14 protein-coding genes are annotated in these 19,685 nt (G+C 60.4%); 7 read left to right on the forward strand and 7 right to left on the reverse strand.

The window, feature by feature from the left end; translation table 11 throughout:
* The first annotated feature begins 113 nt into the window (after positions 1-113).
* The gene (locus M0209_RS01395; protein WP_258886381.1) at positions 114-2,693 is read left to right on the forward strand and encodes a YadA-like family protein; all 2,580 of its coding nucleotides are present in this window, start codon (positions 114-116) and stop codon (positions 2,691-2,693) included.
* A 7-nt stretch (positions 2,694-2,700) separates the two neighbouring features.
* On the opposite strand, the gene M0209_RS01400 is transcribed toward M0209_RS01395, so the two are convergent.
* Both M0209_RS01400 and M0209_RS01405 read right to left on the reverse strand, forming a co-directional pair.
* Entirely contained in the window at positions 2,701-4,542 is a 1,842-nt protein-coding gene (locus tag M0209_RS01400; RefSeq protein ID WP_258886382.1) for a heparinase II/III-family protein, read from the reverse strand.
* Positions 4,543-4,550: 8 nt separating this feature from the next.
* Positions 4,551-6,680 carry a bi-domain-containing oxidoreductase gene (locus M0209_RS01405; protein ID WP_258886383.1) on the reverse strand — a complete coding sequence of 710 codons (2,130 nt, stop codon included), beginning with the start codon at positions 6,678-6,680 and terminating at the stop codon, positions 4,551-4,553.
* A gap of 201 nt (positions 6,681-6,881) precedes the next feature.
* Between M0209_RS01405 and M0209_RS01410 the strand changes: the two genes are divergently transcribed.
* The 3 genes from M0209_RS01410 (at position 6,882) to M0209_RS01420 (ending at position 11,469) form a co-directional block, all read left to right on the forward strand.
* Positions 6,882-8,231: a hypothetical protein gene (locus tag M0209_RS01410; protein ID WP_258886384.1), complete on the forward strand. Its 1,350-nt coding sequence runs from the start codon at positions 6,882-6,884 to the stop codon at positions 8,229-8,231.
* Positions 8,232-8,296: 65 nt separating this feature from the next.
* Positions 8,297-10,204 carry an asparagine synthase (glutamine-hydrolyzing) gene (gene asnB, locus M0209_RS01415; protein WP_258886385.1) on the forward strand — a complete coding sequence of 636 codons (1,908 nt, stop codon included), beginning with the start codon at positions 8,297-8,299 and terminating at the stop codon, positions 10,202-10,204.
* Positions 10,201-11,469, forward strand: coding sequence for a lipopolysaccharide biosynthesis protein (locus M0209_RS01420; protein ID WP_258886386.1), 1,269 nt, complete (start codon positions 10,201-10,203; stop codon positions 11,467-11,469). The genes asnB and M0209_RS01420 overlap by 4 nt, the downstream gene beginning before the upstream one ends.
* Here the strand turns inward: M0209_RS01420 and M0209_RS01425 are convergent.
* Genes M0209_RS01425 through M0209_RS01445 form a run of 5 tightly spaced genes read right to left on the reverse strand, consistent with a single transcriptional unit; the run spans position 11,427 to position 16,271 of the window.
* Positions 11,427-12,653, reverse strand: a complete 1,227-nt coding sequence (locus M0209_RS01425; RefSeq protein ID WP_258886387.1) for a glycosyltransferase family 4 protein — start codon at positions 12,651-12,653, stop codon at positions 11,427-11,429. The genes M0209_RS01420 and M0209_RS01425 overlap by 43 nt on opposite strands.
* Before the next feature lie 2 nt (positions 12,654-12,655).
* Complete coding sequence (locus M0209_RS01430) at positions 12,656-13,753, reverse strand: acyltransferase (RefSeq protein ID WP_258886388.1); 1,098 nt, start codon at positions 13,751-13,753, stop codon at positions 12,656-12,658.
* Between the two features lie 26 nt (positions 13,754-13,779).
* Complete coding sequence (locus tag M0209_RS01435) at positions 13,780-14,523, reverse strand: AglZ/HisF2 family acetamidino modification protein (protein ID WP_258886389.1); 744 nt, start codon at positions 14,521-14,523, stop codon at positions 13,780-13,782.
* Positions 14,524-14,526: 3 nt separating this feature from the next.
* Complete coding sequence (gene hisH, locus M0209_RS01440) at positions 14,527-15,141, reverse strand: imidazole glycerol phosphate synthase subunit HisH (protein WP_258886390.1); 615 nt, start codon at positions 15,139-15,141, stop codon at positions 14,527-14,529.
* Entirely contained in the window at positions 15,138-16,271 is a 1,134-nt protein-coding gene (locus M0209_RS01445) for an N-acetyl sugar amidotransferase (RefSeq protein ID WP_258886391.1), read from the reverse strand. The genes hisH and M0209_RS01445 overlap by 4 nt, the downstream gene beginning before the upstream one ends.
* Positions 16,272-16,522: 251 nt before the next feature.
* On the opposite strand from M0209_RS01445, the gene M0209_RS01450 reads away from it, so the two are divergent.
* From M0209_RS01450 to M0209_RS01460, 3 genes are read left to right on the forward strand one after another with little or no spacing between them, the layout of a single operon-like run.
* A complete protein-coding gene (locus M0209_RS01450) occupies positions 16,523-17,791 on the forward strand; it encodes a nucleotide sugar dehydrogenase (protein WP_258886392.1) in 1,269 nt (422 codons plus the stop codon).
* 5 nt (positions 17,792-17,796) lie between these two features.
* Entirely contained in the window at positions 17,797-18,768 is a 972-nt protein-coding gene (locus tag M0209_RS01455) for a Gfo/Idh/MocA family protein (protein ID WP_258886393.1), read from the forward strand.
* Positions 18,769-18,771: 3 nt separating this feature from the next.
* Positions 18,772-19,683, forward strand: coding sequence for a DapH/DapD/GlmU-related protein (locus tag M0209_RS01460; protein ID WP_258886394.1), 912 nt, complete (start codon positions 18,772-18,774; stop codon positions 19,681-19,683).
* The last annotated feature ends 2 nt before the right edge of the window (positions 19,684-19,685 follow it).

A 19,685-nucleotide genomic window follows, 5' to 3' on the forward strand; every position in this document is an offset into this window, starting at 1 on the left:
CACCCTGCCCAAATGGGCAGCGACCCCGGTGAGGCCGTCTGATTATGTTCTGTGCAAAGCATCCTGCGCCAGCCGGCCGTTCGGGGGAGCGCAACTGCGAACTGGGGGCACATATGACCAAAGCACTGACCAAAACTGCCCGCGCCGCACTCTATGCCGGTGTCGCCACGCTCGGCCTGCTCGCGGCCACGCCCGCGCTTGCCGAGGACTGCCTGCTCGACCGCAACAACAACGGTGTAGCGGATGCGACGACCGACAACGACAATGGTGCAAACTCCGCCGATGCCGACGACCGGCTGGCGTGCGGGCAGAATGCCACCGCCGGAGGGCAGGCTGCAATCGCCATCGGCTCGAATGCAAACGCAAGCGGCTATGGTAGCCAGGTCATCGGCGCGAGCAGCACAGCGGCAGGCAATGGCGCGATTGCGTTCGGGAATGGCGCGACGACGGTTGCGGGAACACAAACGCACGGCAATATCGCCATCGGCACGGCGTCGGGTGTGGTTGCCGGAGGTTTCGGCGGAACGCCGACGACGGCCAACGGTGGTAACAGCATCGCCATCGGCACCGGCACGCAGGCGACCGGCGCTCAGGGCATTGCCATCGGTTCGGACGGCGGCGATGCCAATACCCTGGGTGCCGTTGCCAGCAACTCGGAAAGCATCGCTATCGGTGTCGATGCGACAGCTTCCGGCATCGATAGCACGGCCATCGGCGCGGGTAGTCTGGCGAACAACCAATTCGCCGTAGCGAGCGGATATCAGAGCATCGCCAGCGGTGACTCGGCAGCAGCTTACGGCACGACCAGCCGAGCGACCGGTGCCTTTAGCACGGCGAACGGAAACTACACGACTGCGGCAGGCAGGGGTAGTGTCGCGCTCGGCGTTTACGCAACGACCGAAGCGGCGACACAGACCCACGGCAACGTCGCCATCGGCGGATCGACGGGTGCAGTGAACGGCACCGGCTTCGGCGCGGCCAACCGCTCGACGACCGCGAACGGCGGTAACAGTGTCGGCATAGGTACGGCGGCAACTGCGACCGGCCTGCGCAGCATCGCCATCGGTGGGGATGGGAACGACACCAACAGCAGTGTCAACGGCGTCCCCGTCGGCGACAGCAACTTGCTCGGCGCGATTGCCAGCGGTCAGGAGAGCATCGCCCTCGGTGCAGACGCGCTTGCCGCCGACAATTATGCTACAGCAATCGGCGGATATAGTCGAGCTAGCGGCGCATACAGCACCGCGTCCGGCTACCAAAGCACAGCTAGCGCGAGTTTCGGCACTGCTGCTGGCTACAATAGCGTTGCCAGCGGCAACCAAAGCACCGCGACCGGCACGACCAGCGTCGCCACGGGCAGCTTCAGCACAGCCAACGGTACCTATGCCACCGCTGCAGGCAACGCGGGCATTGCCATCGGCTCCTACGTCACAACGGTCAGCGCGACCCAGACGCATGGTAACATCGCCATCGGTGGATCGTCGGGTGCCGTTGCCGGCGTCGGATTCAGCCCGTCGAGCATCGAAACCACCGCCAACGGCGGCAGCAGCATCGCGATGGGTACGGCGGCGCAGGCGACCGGCCTTCGCGGTATCGCCATCGGTGGAGATGGTGGCGATGCCGGGGCGGAAGGCGCGATAGCGTCGGGGCAGGATACCGTTGCCCTGGGCGCGGACGCGGTAGCGAACCAGCTTTCGGCGACCGCGCTGGGGCAGGCCGCGCGGGCAACAGGTGTGCAGGCGACATCGGTGGGGCAGAGCGCCAATGCCTCGGGCAATCTCTCGTTCGCGGCAGGCGCGGCGTCGGTGGCGTCGGCGACCAACAGTCTGGCATTCGGCGGGGGTGCGGTGGCCAACAACACAAATGCGAGCGCGATCGGATCGGGCGCGCAATCCTATGGCGACCGCTCGACCGCCATCGGGCGTCTGGCTCAGGCGACCGTGAACCTGTCGACCGCGATCGGTGGCGAAGCGGTCGCGGGTGGTGTGCTGGGCAGCGCCGTCGGGGCGCTCTCCACGGCGGGCGGGGTTCAATCGACCGCGATCGGGGGTCAGGCCACAGCCAGCCAGACGCTCGCGACCGCTGTCGGTGCGGCATCGAACGCAACGGCAGCCAGTGCGACCGCGCTGGGGTCTGCCGCCGTGGCGAGCTTTGCCGGATCGACGGCGGTCGGGGCGAGCGCGCAGACGACAGCGGTCAATCAGGTGACTTTGGGCGCAACCGGCACCTCGGTCCGCATCGGTGACATGAACGCGTCGGACGCGGCACAGACGGGCACCGAGTTCGTCGTCACTGTCGATGCCAACGGGACGTTGGGGCGCGGGGCCATCTCGTCGTCCGCCGCCGCCGTGCTCAAGCAAGCCGAGAATACGGCGATGGCGGAGCTGAAGACGCAACAGGCGGTCATCGACGATACCGTCGCCACGCACACGACGCAGATTGCGGCGCTGGGGCGCGGTCTCGATCAGGCGAACGGCGGCATCGCGGCGTCGATGGCGATGGGCGGGATGATGGTGGTGCCCGACAGCAATGTCAGCATCAACTTCAACCTGTCGACCTATCGCGGCGAACAGGGTTTTGCTGGCGGCATCATCGGACGGATTGCGCCAAAGATCTACATCAATGCCGGGATCGCCGGCTCGTCGCAGCGGGGCTCGACCGGCGGCAGGGTGGGGATCGCGTTCGGGCTCTGACACCGGGTCAGCGCACGACAATCCTGGTGGTCAGCGTGACCGGCCGGTCGACTTCGATCTCCAGGACCGTCGAGTCCTGGGTCGATCCGTAATAGGGGGCGACAGGGCGCACCGCCAATGCCGAGCGAAGGGGGAGCGAGCCGGTGTCGACGATGATCGCGACACGGTCGTTTTCCGCGCCCGTGGCGGTGAGGCGCGCCGTAGCACCGAAGCGCCAGCGGAGCACGGCGCGGGCAAACTGCCCTTCGATCCGGTCGGTCACGAGAAAGCCGTCGGCGTGGCAGTCGATGCGCCGGACGTGCACACAGCCCTTCCAGTCGCGGTAACCGCACTGGACGGACCGGTCATCGAGCGCGAAGTCGTGGCGCGCGAGCCACTCTCCGTAAAGGAACCGTCCCAGCCGCGGCATCTGATCGCGGTCGTCAAACGTCACTGTATTGTGCGCGGCGGTCGACGGAAAATAGTCCCAATTCTCGCCAGCGTAGCTAAACGTCCCGGCGTCTGTCAGACTATTGTCGTCGCCGTTCCAGACATCGAGGTGCAATGCGTCGGCCTGATGCGGGCGAAACCGATAGCCCGGGAGGCGCATATATGCGCGGACGCTGCCGTTATCGATGATGGCGATCCCGCTGTCATCGAGCAGCCGCACCGCTGTCGGCGGGGCTTTGCTGGGGTTTTTTAGCGGGGTGGTCGGAGGGCAATCCGCGCTGGCCGCGCCAAGCCATTCCAGCAATGTCCGGCTCGACCCGACGTAAGGGTCGACGGCGTCGACGTCGAACATGCGTGCTGCCAGCGCGACGCTGGGGCGGAAATCGCGATAGGTACCGGAACCGATCGGCAGGAGCCAGGCACCATCGTTCGAGCCGAGATTGGGGACATCGCCGCTTTCGGGCGCAACCATTCCGGCCAGCCAGCGCATGGCGCGCCGGGACTTGCGGTAAAAGCGGTCTGTGAATCGGTCGAGCTGCAGGCGTTGCCGCCACAGTTCAGTCAGGCTGAGACTGTCGAGCATCAGCCGGTGGTAAACGACCGAATATTGGGCAAAGCCCCCGTCTTCGAAAATCAACGCATCGACGCGGTCTTCAAGCAACCGCCGACCTGCACGGGCGTGGCTATTGCCTTCGCGTCGAAGTGCGGTGGTCGTCGCGTGCAGGGCGATCGAGCTGCCGCCCATGAATAACGCCATGCCTTCCGACGTGGCATGATTGTTTTGCTGGCCGCGTGCGTAGGCGACCGTCGGGCGGATGCGCCTGAGGTGGGTCAACAACAGGGCAAGAAGGCGTGGCGATGGCGTCACGGTTCCCAAAAGGACCGTCGCCGCCAGCAAATGAGTGACGCGAATGGAGGCTTCTTGGCCGCAAACCCAATTCGGTCCTGTGTAGGGTGGGTTCTTGGCCACCCAATCGTCCAGCCAGTCGTTGAGCCGGTGGAGCGCTGTCGTATCGCCGTTCGCCGCAGATTGTGCCAACGACAGCACCCAGTCGAATCGCGATGCTTCCCACACTGTTTTGATGTCGGAACCGCCGCTGACGAACGTCGGTACCTTGTCCCAGCGCATCCCGACGCCGGGCCAGGCCGTTCCCGTGGCAACATTGTGGTGCCAGTCGGGTGGCGTCGTGCTCGCCGGACCGGCGGGCCGGCCGAATGCCCATGGGCGATCCGACCATACCGAAGTGGGAGGCAGGTCGTTCAGCTGCGGCACTTCGCCGAAGAAGTCCCCCGTCGCGGCATCGGGTACCGGACGCGCTCTGAAAACCGGGTGCACGCCCAACTTCAGCCCGCCCCGGTATAGGGCGACATCGATCAAACTGCCCGGCCCAAGCCGCGCAAGCGTGCGGAGCATAATCATTGCCCGGGTCATGCCGCCCGGATTTGTTCCACCGCTTCGATCGTCCGCGCGCTCACTTCGAGGATTTCTTCGAGCGGGATCGGGCTCGGGTGTCCGCCAATGATGCTGTTCCAGAATGTCGCCGCACAGGCGGCTTGACCCTTATCCTGCTTCATGGACGTCATTTTGCGGAAGCCGGACCAGCCGAAGCCAGTCAGCCTGCGGTAATTGTCCATTTGCAGGATCTTGCCAGCGCAAAAGACTTCGAGCCGTTCCTTGGGAAAACTCGCCGACCCGTTGCCCAGATAATTGATGACGCCGTGCGAGCCATCGGCGAAATCGAGGATGATGAATGCCTTGTCTTCGCCGTCGCGCATTGCCGTGCCCGTACCCATCGCGCGCGCTGTGACGTTGGTAATGGGCGCACCCGCCAGAAAGCGGAGCAGATCGACGAAGTGGCAAGCCTCACCGACGATGCGACCGCCGCCGCTGTCGTGATCCTGAGTCCAGTGGGCAGCCGGAATGACGCCAGCATTGACGGTCATGACGAAGGATTTTGCTGCCGATTCGGCGGTGAGCAGCGCCTTGACCTTGCGAATCATGGGCGCCCAGCGGCGGTTGAACCCGACCATCAGGCGATTGCCGGAGGCATGAGGTCCGCCGTCGAGGGCCGCGCGGACCTTGTCGAGGCCGTCACGGTCGATAGCGAGCGGCTTTTCGCAAAAAACATCTTTCCCGGCAGCCAGGGCAGCGGCAACAAGGCCGGCGTGGCTGTCATGGCGGGTTGCAATCGCAATTGCCGTCACCGCAGGATCGTTAAGTACCGCGTCGGTGTCGGTCGTGCTGGTTGCAAAGCCGAATTTTTCGGCGGCGATGCTCCCTGACAGTCCGGCGGATGTCACGATCGGCCCGAAAGTTGCGCCGGCGGCCTTGAACGCGGGAATGAGGATGCGGGTCGCATAGTTCCCGGCACCGATAACACCGAGCACGGGTCCGGCGACTGCACGGGGTGCCGCATAAGCGATACTGCGCGCCGACCGAGCTGCCACCGGGCTGCCGTAAGTGAGCAGGACGCCAAGGGCACCGTTACTCGAAGTGATCACATCATAGGCAGCGGGCGCCACTTCTATGGCGAACCGGTGCGAGATCAGGTCGCTGACATCGATCTTTCCTTGCGCCATCAACGCCAGGATCGCTTCAAAATTGCGCTGTTCGGTCCAGCGCACAAAGCCGATCGGATAGTCGTTGCCGCGCTGTTCGTAATCGGGGTCGTAGCGTCCCGGGCCATAGGAACAGCTTACCTGAAAACTGAGTTCCTTTTCGTAGAAGTCGGCGCGGCTCAGTTCGAGCCCGATGACACCGACGAGGACGATCCGTCCCCGCTTCCGGCTCATCTGTGCGGCCTGCCGAATGGGTTCGTTCGACGCCGTAGATGCCGTGATGAGAACCGCGTCCATGCCTGCGCCGCCCGAAAAGGCGAGGCCGACCGCGACGGGATCTTCACCGGTCCCGGGGTTGCAGGTGGCCGCTCCCCATTTACGCGCGAGCGCCAGCTTCGCTTCGTCGAAATCGATTGCCAGTACGCGGCAGCCATTGGCCAGCAAAATCTGGACAGTGAGCAATCCGATCAAGCCAATGCCGACAACGGCAACGCTCTCTCCCAGTGTCGGTGCAATCAGGCGAACACCCTGAAGCCCGATGCTTGCCACAACCGTAAATGCCGCAGCCTCATCGGAAACTTCGTCAGGAATGCGCGCCACCAGATTGGCGGCGACCCGAACCGTTTCGGCGTGGCTGCCGTTGGAAACGACGCGATCGCCGACTTTCATACCGGCTACGCCTGATCCAAGCTCCGCAACGACGCCGACATTGGCATAGCCGAGCGGAATCGGCTGAGCCAGTTTGGACCGGACGGCATCGACGGTTGTTATCAGACCATCGGTTTTGATTTTGGCAAGAACCTCGGCAACGCGTTCGGGCTGCTGGCGTACTTTGCCAATCAGGCTGGCATTGCCAAATTCGACAAGCATTTTCTCGGTGCCGACCGAGATCAGCGACACGGCGGAGTCGATCACGAGTGTGCCGCGACTTGCGCCCGGACGGGCAACGTCGATAGCGCGCGTGCCGCCCGACGAGAGGTCTTGGATGATTTGCTTCATGGCAGCCCCCTAGCCAGCTTGCCGTGACCGGTCCAGCGGGGCTGCCGTTAAAAGCCGCTGGCTCTAAACGCATTGGACAGGGCAGGCAGATGGGCTAAGGGGACCGCATTCAGTGCGTCGGTCAGTCTATTGAGGCGCGTTCAGGACCGGTACGTTATGTCCGAATCGATATCTGCGCCGCCCCGACCCGAGAAGAGGGCCGTGCTCTTTTTCTCGTTGCTGATGTTTTATGCAGTGCTGGTGCTCAGCCTGCACTATTTTATGTTGCCGCTTTATTCGCAGGACTTTCTCGAACGAAACTGGCTGGCGGGCGCGGACACTGCTCTTTATCCGCTGATTGCCCTGTTATGTGCCACTGGCGTCGCGTTTATCGCATCGCTATCCGCCCGTCTGCCGTCCCGTTTTTTTATGGTTTTGCTAGCCGCATTTCCCGTTTTGCCGATGATCGCGCTGTACAGCTACAGGGGCGCTGCCACGCCTTATTTGCTCATGACGGTGACATGCTATGCGCTGCTGGCGATCATTGTCCGGTTACCCTTCAAGGGGGTCGGGTCCAGCCTGTCTGCACGGCTGGCCCCGATAACGGTTGTCTATGCAGCGATCGGCGGGCTTGGGGTTTTTATCGGCGCGTCGATTTTGCTCGGCAATCTTCGCTATCTCAATTTCGACTTTTCAGACGTCTACCAGTTCCGCGAAGCTGCAATCGAGTCGAGGAACTCCGCACTTGAGTATCTACTGACAAATTTAACAGGGTTCTTCGTTCCGTTATCGATAGCCATGACGGTACACTACCGTAAATACGGAATGCTTGCATTGTTGCTAGTTGCGATGTTGCTGGTTTTCGGTCTGGCGTCGCATCGCAGTCATATTTTGATGCCGATTTTTGTTATTTCAGCTTTCCTTGCTCTGAGATATGATTTTGGACAGTCGTTGTTTATTGGGGGTCTGGCGATAGTTTGCTTGCTCGGAATCGCCGCATTCGTTTTTCTCGGTTCGGAAAACCTAGGTGTGATCACGATAAGGCGCATGTTCTTCGTGCCTGCTTATGCGAATTTTCTTTATCATGACTTCTTTTCTGTCAGCCAGACGATGAACTGGTCGGATTCAAGATTGACGTTCGGATTTCTAAACAACCCCTACGGGATGCATGGATCTCGCGTCATCATGAATTATTATAGCGACTCAAATTTTTACGAACGATTGAGCAACTACAATACAGCAAATACAGGATTTATCGGGGCTGGATACGGCCATGCCCGATTCGCCGGGATGATTTTTTACACGTTAATTGTCGGCATATTGATGAAGTTTGCCGACGTTATCGGGAGCAAGATCGGCTATGTGACTGTATCTGCCGGGTTGTGTAATTATTTTGCCACGGTGTTGTTTTCATCGTCCGATACGCTTTCGTCTTTTTTGACCTATGGATCCATTTTCATGATCATATTGGCACTCGTGCTCAGGCCCGAGCGCGACGCCGATGGCGTCGTCTCGCAAGCCGGGTCAGCGTCTTTCTCGGTCTCACACCGCTACGGACAGCCGATGCTATGACCAGTGACAAACCATCGCAAGAATCCGGTCGCGCACATTGCCCGTGCGCCCGGCGGCGTTAGCTTATGTGCGGCATTATCGCTCGCTTCGGCACGCCCCGGGCACGGCCGTTCGACATGCGCGAGACACTTGCACGGCTTCGCCACCGCGGTCCTGACGCGCAAGGTGCCATTGGGTGGTCACCGGGCAGTGCCCTTGTCGACCTGACAGTTTCGGCCTTTGCCGATAGCCAGCATCAGCTTGGGCATCTGCGTCTATCGATCATCGATTTGTCGCACGCGGCGGACCAGCCATTTCGTTCGGACGATGGTCGATATCTGCTGAGTTATAACGGCGAGATTTACAATTTCGTCGAACTTCGTGCCGAGCTCGTAGCTCTTGGCCACGTGTTTCGGACTACCGGCGATACGGAGGTACTGCTTACCGCCTGGCGGCAGTGGGGTGTCGATGTGTTGCAGCGGCTCGAGGGAATGTTTGCCTTCGTATTGGTTGATCGCGAATTCAACCGCATCCATTATTGCCGCGACCATTTCGGGATCAAGCCCTTGTACCGGGTGGCCCTCCCTGACGAGCTGCTGTTCTGCTCCGAGATCGGGCCGCTGATCGAACGGTTGAACGAGATCAAATACGTACCGGATCGCTTGGCTCATGTGCTGCGGTGGGGAAGCGACGAGGGCAGCAGCGAAACGATTGTCTATGGCATTGAGCGGGTGGAAGCGGGCGTGTGTTCCACGGTCGATCTCGATACGCTGGATGAAACCGCGCGCCATGTCTTCTTCGACCTCGAAAGCATCGAGGAGCAAGACTGGAGCTTCGCGGATGCGACACAGGCGCTGCGCGATGCCTTTATCGGTTCGGTCGACAGGCACATGCGTTCGGACGCCGCGATCGGCTTTTCGCTGTCCGGTGGCATCGATTCGAGCGCGGTAGCGTGCTGCGCTCACCTGCTTGGCAGGCAGAAGATACAGACCTTTACCTATGTACCCGACGATGCAGCTCTTTCCGAGTTGCGCTGGGCGCAAATGATCATCGATCAAGTCGGTGCCGATGCCACCTTCATCCAGCCATCGCCCTCAACGGTCGATGCCCATCTGCCTTTCGTCATCAAACACCAGGGCGAGCCGTTCGGCAGCCTCAGCATTTTCGCACAGAACGAGGTCTATCGGGCCGTGGCCGCGAAAGGGGTAAAGGTTATACTGAATGGCCAGGGAGCAGACGAGTTACTCGCTGGTTATGCGCAATATTTCACCCCGCTTTTGGCCGGATATATGCGGAGGGGAAAAGTTTTGCACGCCGCCGCGCTCACGTCTGCGATGCGGCGGCAATTCAGCATGGACTGGGCGACGGTCGGTAAATGGCTGGGTCGCGGTGCGCTGCCTTCGTGGATCCGTGAACCTGCGGCGGCCCGGTATCTGGCTAAAAACGCGACATGGGCGCGTTTTCCCGATGCCGGTTCGAATGAACGCTTCAGCGCGGTCGACGTGTATCGCGGGATTGCACCGCGCGACGGTCTCAAGACGACAATGAAGGCATCGATCCGCCATTCACTGGCGGCGCTCCTGCGCTATGACGACCGCAACTCCATGTCGCACTCGGTCGAGAGCAGAGTTCCTTTCCTGACGCCGCACCTTGCCCGGCTTTGCCTGTCGTTTCCGGACCGGTTTCTTATTAGCGATCAAGCCGTGACCAAATATGTGTTCCGCGAGGCAATGCGCGGCATCGTGCCCGATGCAATTCTGGACCGCCGTGACAAGGTGGCTTTCGCGCCCGACAACCGGAATTGGGCGACTGCGGTTCGCAAACTTGTCGGTAGCATCGGGGACGAGGGGCCAGCTCCCGGCGTCGTCGTGCCCGGCAAGCTCGAAGCTGCGCTGGCGGCGGCAGAAAATACCGGCGATACGAAAAACTTCGACCTGATGTGGCCGACTGCAAATTTCGTCCTGTTCAATCGCTACAACCGCCCGAGCCAATGAGCGGGGGCAGCTTCGCGCGCACGTTCATCGGCCTGGGCTCCGCAAATATCGTGTCGCTGGCTGCGCAGTTGCTGTCGATGCTCGCGCTCGGCGTTCTGGCGGCCCCGGACGAATTGGGGAAATTCTTGCTAGGTCTTGCGATCGCCGCCCCCTTTGCGACCTTCTGTGCCCTGCGCTTCGATTCTGCGATACCGTCGGCGCGAACGACCGGGGAATGCAGCGTACTGCTTCTTCTGGCATTTGCGAGCACGACGCTGATGAGCCTGATTGCCCTGTTGGTCATTCTGGCTGCGCGATCGATCAACCTGTTTTCGCTCGCTGCGCTGTCACCAATTTCGCTTGCTGCAATTTTCGGCATCATGCTTGCTACCGCGGCGGGGCAAGCAGGGCGTTACATGGCAATCCGTTCCGGCGAGTTGCAGCCCATCGTCCGGGCGACCTATGGTCGTGGCATCCTGACGTTGGTGTTCCGCGGCGCAGCGATCGCGGCAATTGCGAATGGGGTGCTGCCTGTTGCCTGGCAGGCGGCTTCGTTTCTGCTTGCCGAACTCGTTTGCGTTGCGGTTGCGGCATTGATCCTGCGCCCCCGCATCTCGTGGCTCGCCCAGACCATCCAGCCGCAACGCTTGCGTGCGGTCATGCGTCGCAACTGGAAATTTCCGCTGATCGAGGGGCCATCGACACTCCTCGACACATTCAGTGCCAACGCGCCCATCTATCTTGTCACCCAGTTCTTCGGGTTGGGTGCTGCGGGCAGTTTCGGGTTGGCTTTCCGTGCCATGGCTGCACCAGCAGGTCAGCTGGCGCTGGCAATGACCGAAGTTCTCCAGTCCCGTTATTCCGCCTTGCTGCGCGCCGGAAACATCATGGTGGTGAGATCGATGTTCATGAAGTCGTCGGCGCTGGCGCTGGCGCTCGGCGTCATAGGCTATGGCGTCGCGCTGGTCATTCTCGAACCGGTGATTGTGTACGCGCTTGGGGAGAAGATGCGTCTATTCGCGCAGGTCAGCGTCGCCATTTTGCCATGGGTCGTGTTGCTGATCGTCGTAAACCTGAACAGCCGTGTCATCGCCCTGTTTCAGCGGCAGGAACTCAAGCTCATTTACGATTTCTATTCGCTCGCAACCGTTGGCGGGTTGGTCGTCGCTGCCTTGGCGTTCAAGCCCGACTTCCTGACATTCGTCCTCTGGATTACCGCCACGCAGGCGATCGGCTATCTGATCTACTGGCTTCTCATTGCCCGATTGTTTCGGGGCAGCGCCTGACCTGGCTGCAGACAGGTCAATGTGGTGTCGATCAGCCGCGTCCAGTCGAGCATTTCCCGACCTGTTTTCCGGGCACCGTCGGCCATTGCACGTAGCTTTCCGCTGTCGGCGAGGAGGGTCGAGACGCTCTGCCGTATGCCCGCGCTGTCGAGGCTTTCGCCTGACATGACGATGACATTGTCGTTGGCATTGAGATAGCTGGCATCCTGTCCGCCCGTATCGCCCACGATCAACGGCAAACCCGAGGCAATCGACTGTTGCCACATAATCGATTGGCTGGACGGGAAGACCGCCAGATCGGCGATAGCCATATGGGCATAAACGCCCGCAGGTTCCTGCCAGCCTACAAAATGCAAGCGGCCCGCGACACGTTGGGAAAGCGATGCGATCAGCTTGCCATAGGCTGGTTCGGATTCCGGGATTTGTCCGAGGACAATGACGTGAACATCATCCAGTGCTGTGCAGTCAATCGCCTCGATCAACCATTCGAGGCGCTTGCGCGGCGTGATCTTGCCGCCCGTAACGATGACGGGACTCTGTGGCGGAATGCCATAACGGGCGCGCAGAGCGGTTCGATCGACCGTGCGCTGAACTTCATCTATCAGGTCGATGTCGGCACCGAGCGGCAGAAGTGTCATATCGGCGTCGGGAACGCCGTAGACCTCGCGCATGAAATCGAAGCCGGTCGGCACGATCGGAAAAATGCCGTCGAGATGTTGCCTGATCCGATTGAAATACCATCTCCGGATCGTGCCGTGCAGCACGCGCAGTGCGACAAATCCTTTTCCTGAGTTCGAATAGTCCATGTGGATGTCGATGATCGCCCGGCAGGCCGGATGACGCCGTAGATAGCGGGCAATTTCCCCCGTATTTGGGATGATATCGTGCAGGTAGATGAGGTCAGGTGCGAACGCGTCTAATTGATCTGCCACGCCCCGATACGGCCTGATCCGGTTCAACAAGTTGAACCGGTACGGCAGGCGATAAATCTTCGCGCCGTGCATTTCGAACTCAGATGCCGGTGCTTTCGCGAGCGGCGCTGACGCGTAATAGTCGAATACATTGGTGTATTGCGACGTCAGCAGACGGACTTCGTGTCCGGCCTTGCGATAGTATTTTACAAGCTGGTTTTCCTGAAACTCCAGTTTCGGATCGAAAAATTCGCATAACATGAGAATTTTCATAGCTATGCGACCGGGTTCGAACGAGATGAGTCTAGGGGGGGCACCTGCGAGGCCAGGCTGGACGGCTTACGCCGCAAGGCCGGAGCTTCGATCAGCTTCCACGAAAGACAGGCGGCGAGCGGCACGGCCGCCAAGGCACCGAAAACAACAACGCCCGAACCGGCGAGCCCGATAGCAATCACATAGTTGAAGATCGGCATGTGAAAAATATACAGGCCGTAGGATATGTCGTTTCCGCGCAAGAAGCGCTTGGCGAGATGGGGGTGCGCGAATGCTGCGGAGAGCGTCGTCCCGGCAATGAGCAGCGCCCAGGGGAGAGCGATGCGATTGCCGTGATTGCCGATATCGGCAAAAAGACCGATTGCAGTGACGAAGAAGAACGCGGTGAACCAGTATACCGCTTTGCCCACGAACAGCTGCGAAACCCTGCTCCAATAGACGCTCGCGAGCAGCCCCGCCAGAAACATGTAGATCCAAGGCAAGAACGAGACGGCAACCAGCTTGTGCGCCCTGTCGCCCAGCAGCAGCATATCGAAACCTTGCCCATGCACGGCATTTATCGCGATCGAGGTCATAAATAGTGCCCAGAACGCGAAACGATGGCGGAACAGGCAGGCGACGAGCAGCGGCGTCAGCGCGTAAAACTGTAGTTCGACGGGGATGGTCCAGAGACTTCCGTTGAGCGACCCGACCCCATATCCACGCAGGAAATCGGGATTATAGAATTGGAAGAAGGTGGATTGCGCCGTCAACCAAGCGGCATATTCGAGCGGCGCGACGTCGCGCCCAGCCAGATAACCGCTCAGCAGGACGAGCACAGCCGACACAGCCAAACATGCCCAGAGGCCGGGGTATATTCTCAAAATTCGATTGCGGGCAAAAGTCCCGATCACGGGGTTGCGGAGATATGATGCAGAAATCAGGAACCCGCTCACCACGAAGAATACCGGTACGCCCGGAAGCGATTCGATGAGACGCATGACCAGATCGTGCTGCGGAAAGCGCAAGCCGAAATGTTCCTGGGCGTGAACAATGACGACCTGTGTCGCGGCGACAAGCCGGATCAGGTCGAAGTTATTTTCCTTTGGGAAGTTCGCCATGCTGACTGTCCGACCTGTCCGAACGGTCAATCGGGACGTGCGTAGCTGATCAAGACGGCCTTGTACTGCCCCTTGAAAACGAACAGGCTTCCCGCCGCGGCGCCGGCGGTGCCTATCCTGTCGAGCAGCGCGCGCATGTCGGCAGGACTCCCGGCGCCACCGAGGATCGTCAACGGGCCGCTAATGGCGTTGCGGATGCGCTGTGCCAGATCGAGATCGTACCCGCTCATCGTGCCGTCACGATCAACCGAATTGACCACGACTTCGCCCGCGCCAAGCCGTTCGGCTTCGGCTGCGAAATCGACGGGGTCCAGCTTCGTGCGGCGCGAAGCGTTGTGCGTGACAACTGCATTCGACCTCAACAATCCGCCCTTCTGAACGTCGATGACGACCGCGACGCTTTGCCGACCAATTGCGTCGGCCATTTCGGCGATCAGCGCCGGACGCGCCACGGCAGCCGCGCTGATGGCAACCTTTTCCACACCAAGGGAGACGATTTTGGCAGCCTGCTGGGCAGAAGTGACTCCCCCTCCATAACATAACGGCATCCGGCATTCGTCGGCCAAGTTCTTGATCATGCCATAGTCGGGTTCGCGGCCCTCGACGGTTGCGTCGATATCGAACACCGCAAGCTCGTCGACCTGCTTTTCGTTGAAGATCCGGACAGCATTTATCGGGTCGCCGACATATTTTGAGTCGGTGAACTTAACAGTCTTCACCAGTCCCTTTTTATGCACGAGCAGACAAGGAATTATCCGGGAGCGCAGCATAATCTATAGGGCCAGGAAATTGCCGATGAGCCGGACACCATTGTCATGGCTCTTTTCGGGATGGAACTGAACGCCGAGCACACGGCCCCGCCCGATGACCGAGTGGAATGCTTTGCCATGTGTCGAAGTGGCGATGACGTCGTTGTCGGTGTCGCAGGCGTAACGATAGCCGTGTAGAAAGTAGAAACCCTGTGCGGCATCCAGCCCTTCCAGCAAGCGATGCGGGCGCACGGTTTCCAGAGTGTTCCAGCCCATGTGGGGAATGCGGGGTTTTTCGGCGATGTCTTCGTCGCGAAACCGCCGGACGTGTCCAGGTATCAGTCCTAAACCGCTTCTGGAGCCTTCGTCGCTGCCGTTCGCCAGAACGTGCATGCCCACGCAGATGCCCAGGCACCACACGTCGGGGTGTTCGAGCCGTGCCGTCAACGCCCCTGCCAAGCCTGAAGAAACAAACGCCTCCATCGTCCGGTCGAACGCGCCGACACCTGGAAGCAGGATATGCCGGGCGTCGGCGAGGTCGGCGGGGCCAGTTGCTACGCGCGTCTCCACGTTCGACAGCTTGGCGAGCCGAACGATCGCTGAAATATTTCCCGATCCATAGTCGAGAATCGTGATCATCGCTTGATTGATCGCTCGACGCCGAGGAGCCTGAGCGCCTTGGCACCGAGGTTGAACATCCACTCGTTCGATTTGTAATCGCGATGGCTTTTGAGTGGCATGTCGCGATACCCGATGAGCTCGTCGGTCGTGATGCCGAGCTTTGTCGCAATAAAGTCGAGCTCGTGCGGAATTTCTTCCACCGGAATCGCAGGCCTCGACAGCGCGTCGAGAGCGGCCTCGCGGGTCATCTGTCCGGTAAGGATCAGGCTGGAAAACTGGATTTTACGGGTATCGTAGCCAAAACGGGCAGGCAGCCAATAGCCCTCGTAAAATCGCGTGAACCGTGACTCGAAATGCTTCTGTGGATAAGGTGTCCAGCCATATTCGCGTGACATCAGTTCTTGGGCGTCGGCCTTGATATACGGTCCCAGGTTCAAGGGCTTGATGACCGAAATTCGTCGGATATATCGCAAATACAGCTTGTGATACAAAATGCTGCTGATCGGGTAGTCCTTGAGCGGCACAGTTCCGAATTTTTTCTGAATGTCCTTTAGCTGCGCCATATCCGTACCGTAATAAATCCAGTTCAGTGGATTTCGCACACATTCCGTTGAATAGTTCGTACCGTTCAGAATATATTTGATGTTGTGCTTAGCGGCGAACTTATAAAGGGTCGCAATGAACGCCATATCCTGCGGGATATCGATATGCGGAACGCCGGACTTGAAAAATGCAAGCTGGAAGTCCTTCATTTCTTCCCAGTTGATGACTTCGGTATACAGATCGAGGCCGAGCTTTTCGACAACGCACTCGATGTTGTGGACCGCGACCTGCGTATTCCAACCACCATCGACATGAAAGACCAACGGACGCAGCTTCATTTTCGTCGCTGCGATATGCAACATGTACGAGCTGTCGAAGCCGCCGCTCATGCCGAGAATGCAGTCGAACTCGCGGTCCTTGCCGTCGGCGCGGATTTTTTCGGCGATCGCCATCAGCTCGGCTTCGCCCCGCTCGTCGGTATGCCAGTTCGGCGCGACGTGATCGCGGAAATTATGACAATGGTCGCAGACACCGTCCGCATCGAAACTGATGTTCTCGTCGGTCGTATCCATCACGCAGTTCGAGCAGACTTGATACGCAGTCATTCGGATTCCCTTGGTGTAGGCGATGGCGTTGCCGACCCGCAGAATGCGGCCTTGGCGAAGAAGGTTGGCGAAGGAGGATAGTGACGCTGGTCCCCGAAACGGCAGTGCGAGCGAATCCCATCAGAACAGTGCGCGATGGAGCGGTTGTGGCCGCCGTCATTCGTAAAGTCCCTTTAATCTCGCGCTCAAAGCTGTAAAGCCCCCGCGTCGCCGTGTGGCGGCAATCAGCAAATGGGAAGAAGACAACCGATATGGATTGCGTCGGCATACTGGGCTTGGGCTACGTCGGCATCCCGTTGGCGCTGCGTGTCGCCGAAACAGGGGCGCGGGTTATCGGTTTCGATGTGGATCTCGATCGTGTCGCGCAACTGAACCAAGGGCAAAGCCCACTGAAGCATGTAGGACACGGCGAAATCGAAAAAATGCGCGCGTCGGGTTTCGAGGCGACCTCCGATTTCTCGAGAGCCGCCGATTGCGACGCGCTCATCATTTGTGTGCCAACGCCGCTCAGCAAGGCGCGCGAACCCGACCTGCGTTTCGTCGAGGGCACCATGCAGATGGTCGCACCGTACCTGCGCGCCGGACAGCTGCTATCGCTCGAAAGCACGACCTGGCCCGGCACGACCGAGGAAATCCTGCGTCCTTATGTGGAGCGCGCGGGCCTGACTCCCGGCAAGGATTTTGCACTGGTGTATTCGCCCGAGCGCGAAGATCCGGGCAATCCCGACTTCACGACCCGCACGATTCCCAAGGTCGTCGGGGGATCGACGCCCTCGTGTCTGGCTCAGGGTGTCGCGCTCTACTCGCGCTTCATCGACCGCGTCATTCCCGTGAGTTCGACGCAGGCCGCCGAGATGGTGAAGCTGCTTGAAAATATCCATCGGTCCGTGAACATCGGCCTAGTCAACGAGTTGAAAATCGTTGCCGACCGGATGGGCCTAGATATTTTCGAGATCATCGACGCGGCGAAGACCAAGCCGTTCGGCTTTACGGCCTATTATCCGGGCCCCGGCATCGGCGGGCACTGTATTCCGGTCGATCCATTTTACCTGACATGGAAGGCGCGCGAATACGGTGTCGATACGCGGTTCATCGAGCTAGCCGGCGAGGTCAACGCTGCCATGCCGCAATATGTCGTCGACAAGATCGTCTATGGACTGAACACGCACAAAAAGGCGCTCAGCGATGCGCGAATCCTGATTCTGGGCATCGCGTACAAGCCGAACGTCGACGACATGCGCGAAAGTCCGTCGGTGTTCGTCATGGAAATTCTTCGCAAATGGGGTGCCGACCTCAGCTACCACGACCCTTATGTCCCGCTATTCCCAAAGATGCGCGAACACAAGTTCGACCTGGCTTCGGTTGATTGCACACCCGAGTCTGTCGCCGGTTACGATGCGGTGGTGCTGCTCACCGATCACAGCGATTTCGACTATGCCATGATCAAACAGCATGCGCAGCTGCTGATCGACGCGCGGGGCCGCTATCGCGAAACTGCCGACCACATCGTCAAGGCTTGATCGACATGGCCAAAATCGCTCAGGTCGGCTGCGGCTATTGGGGCAAGAACCTGTGCCGCAACTTCGCCGAACTCGGTTTGCTCGGTGCCGTGGTCGATGGTGATCCCGAGACCGCAGCAAAAATGGCGGCGACCTATGGCGTGCCCGTCCTGACCTTTGACGAGGTGCTGGCGGACCCGGAGATCGGCGGAATCTGTCTGGCAACCCCCGCGCCGACCCATGCGTCGCTTGCGCTGCGGGCTATCGCGGCTGGAAAAGGAGTCATGATCGAAAAGCCCCTCGCGCTGACCAGCGACGACGGCGCGGCGGTGGTCGACGCGGCCCGCCAAGCGAATGTCCCGCTGATGGTCGGGCATCTGCTTCAGTATCACCCCGTGTTCGTCGCGCTCCGCGAACTCGTCCGCGGCGGCGAACTGGGTGCCCTGCGCTATGTGTATTCGAACCGGATGAGCCTCGGCAAATTCAGGATCGAAGAGAACGTCCTGTGGTCATTTGCGCCGCACGACATTTCGATGCTCCTGGCGCTGACGGACAGCCCCGTCGCCACCGTAGCCGCACAAGGTGCGGCAATTGTGACACCGGGCATCGCCGATTGGTGCACCGTCCAACTGGCGTTCGAGAACGGCTTGCGCGGACATGTCCAGGTGTCATGGCTGCATCCGTTCAAGGAACACCGACTAGTCGTCGTCGGTGATCGCGCAATGGCCGTCTTCGACGACAGCGAACCGGACTGGGACCGCAAGCTGAGCCTGTACGATCACGGGATCGACCGCACAGGCAGTGCGCCGGTGCCGGTCAAGGCCGACGCCCGTTATGTCCGGGTTGAGCGCGGGGAACCGTTGCGGACCGAATGTGCCCATTTCGGCGCGTGTGTCGCAAACGGAACGACGCCGCAGACCGACGGGGTCGAGGCGCTCGCGGTCTTGCGCGTACTCGAGCAGGCCGAGGCGCAATTGGCGCGGTCGCTGGCGCGCTAGGCAATGTTTTCGGGCGCTACGATCAAGCTTTCCGAGCTGGCGGTGGGGCTACCGATGGATGTCGTGCGCGATTGCGACATAGCCTATGTCGCGAAAATCCCGTCGCGGCTCGATGCCCGGCTGGTGTTTGCGACCAAAGCGGCGCATGTCGACGAAATGCTGGGGTGTCCGGGCATTGCGGGCGCGCTTGTTCCCGCTGTCATTGCCGAGCTGATACCGGCTGGGCTCGGCCTTGCCGTTTCTGCCCGCCCCTTGGCGGTCGCGATGGACCTCCACGACAAGCTGGCAGGGCTGACGGACCTCCAGTGGCGGTCGTTCGCGACCGAGATCCATCCCTCTGCCGATGTTCATCCGACCGCGATTATTACCGCGCGCGACATCAGGATCGGTGCCGGAACGCGGATCGGCCCCAATGTTTGCATCGAACCCCGCACGTTGGTTGGGGAGAACTGCACGATTGGTGCTCATTGCGTCATTGGCGCAGGCGGCTTCGACGCGCGGCCGGCGACCCAGCCCCGGCGGCTCATCAGCGCCTCTGGCGGGGTCCGGATTGCCGACAATGTCACGGTCGCAGCCGGGACGACGATCGACCGCGCAAGCTTTGGCGGCTTTACGGACATCGGTGCCGAAACGCTGATCGACAAGCAGGTGTATATTGCACACGACTGCGTGATCGGGACGGGCGTGACGATCACGTCGGGCACGCGCATCATGGGCCGTGCGACCGTCGCTGACGGGTGCTATTTCGGGCCGGGCGCGGTTGTCGCCAACGGGCTGAGCATCGGCGCCGCTGCCTATGTCACCATGGGCGCGATCGTCACCCGCGACGTCGCCGCAGGCGAAAAAGTCAGCGGCAATTTTGCCGTGCCGCATGCGCGCTGGCTCGACTTCATCAAATCACTGGTTCGGGGATAATC

Source organism: Sphingomonas sp. SUN039, assembly GCF_024758725.1.
GTDB lineage: Bacteria > Pseudomonadota > Alphaproteobacteria > Sphingomonadales > Sphingomonadaceae > Sphingomonas_O.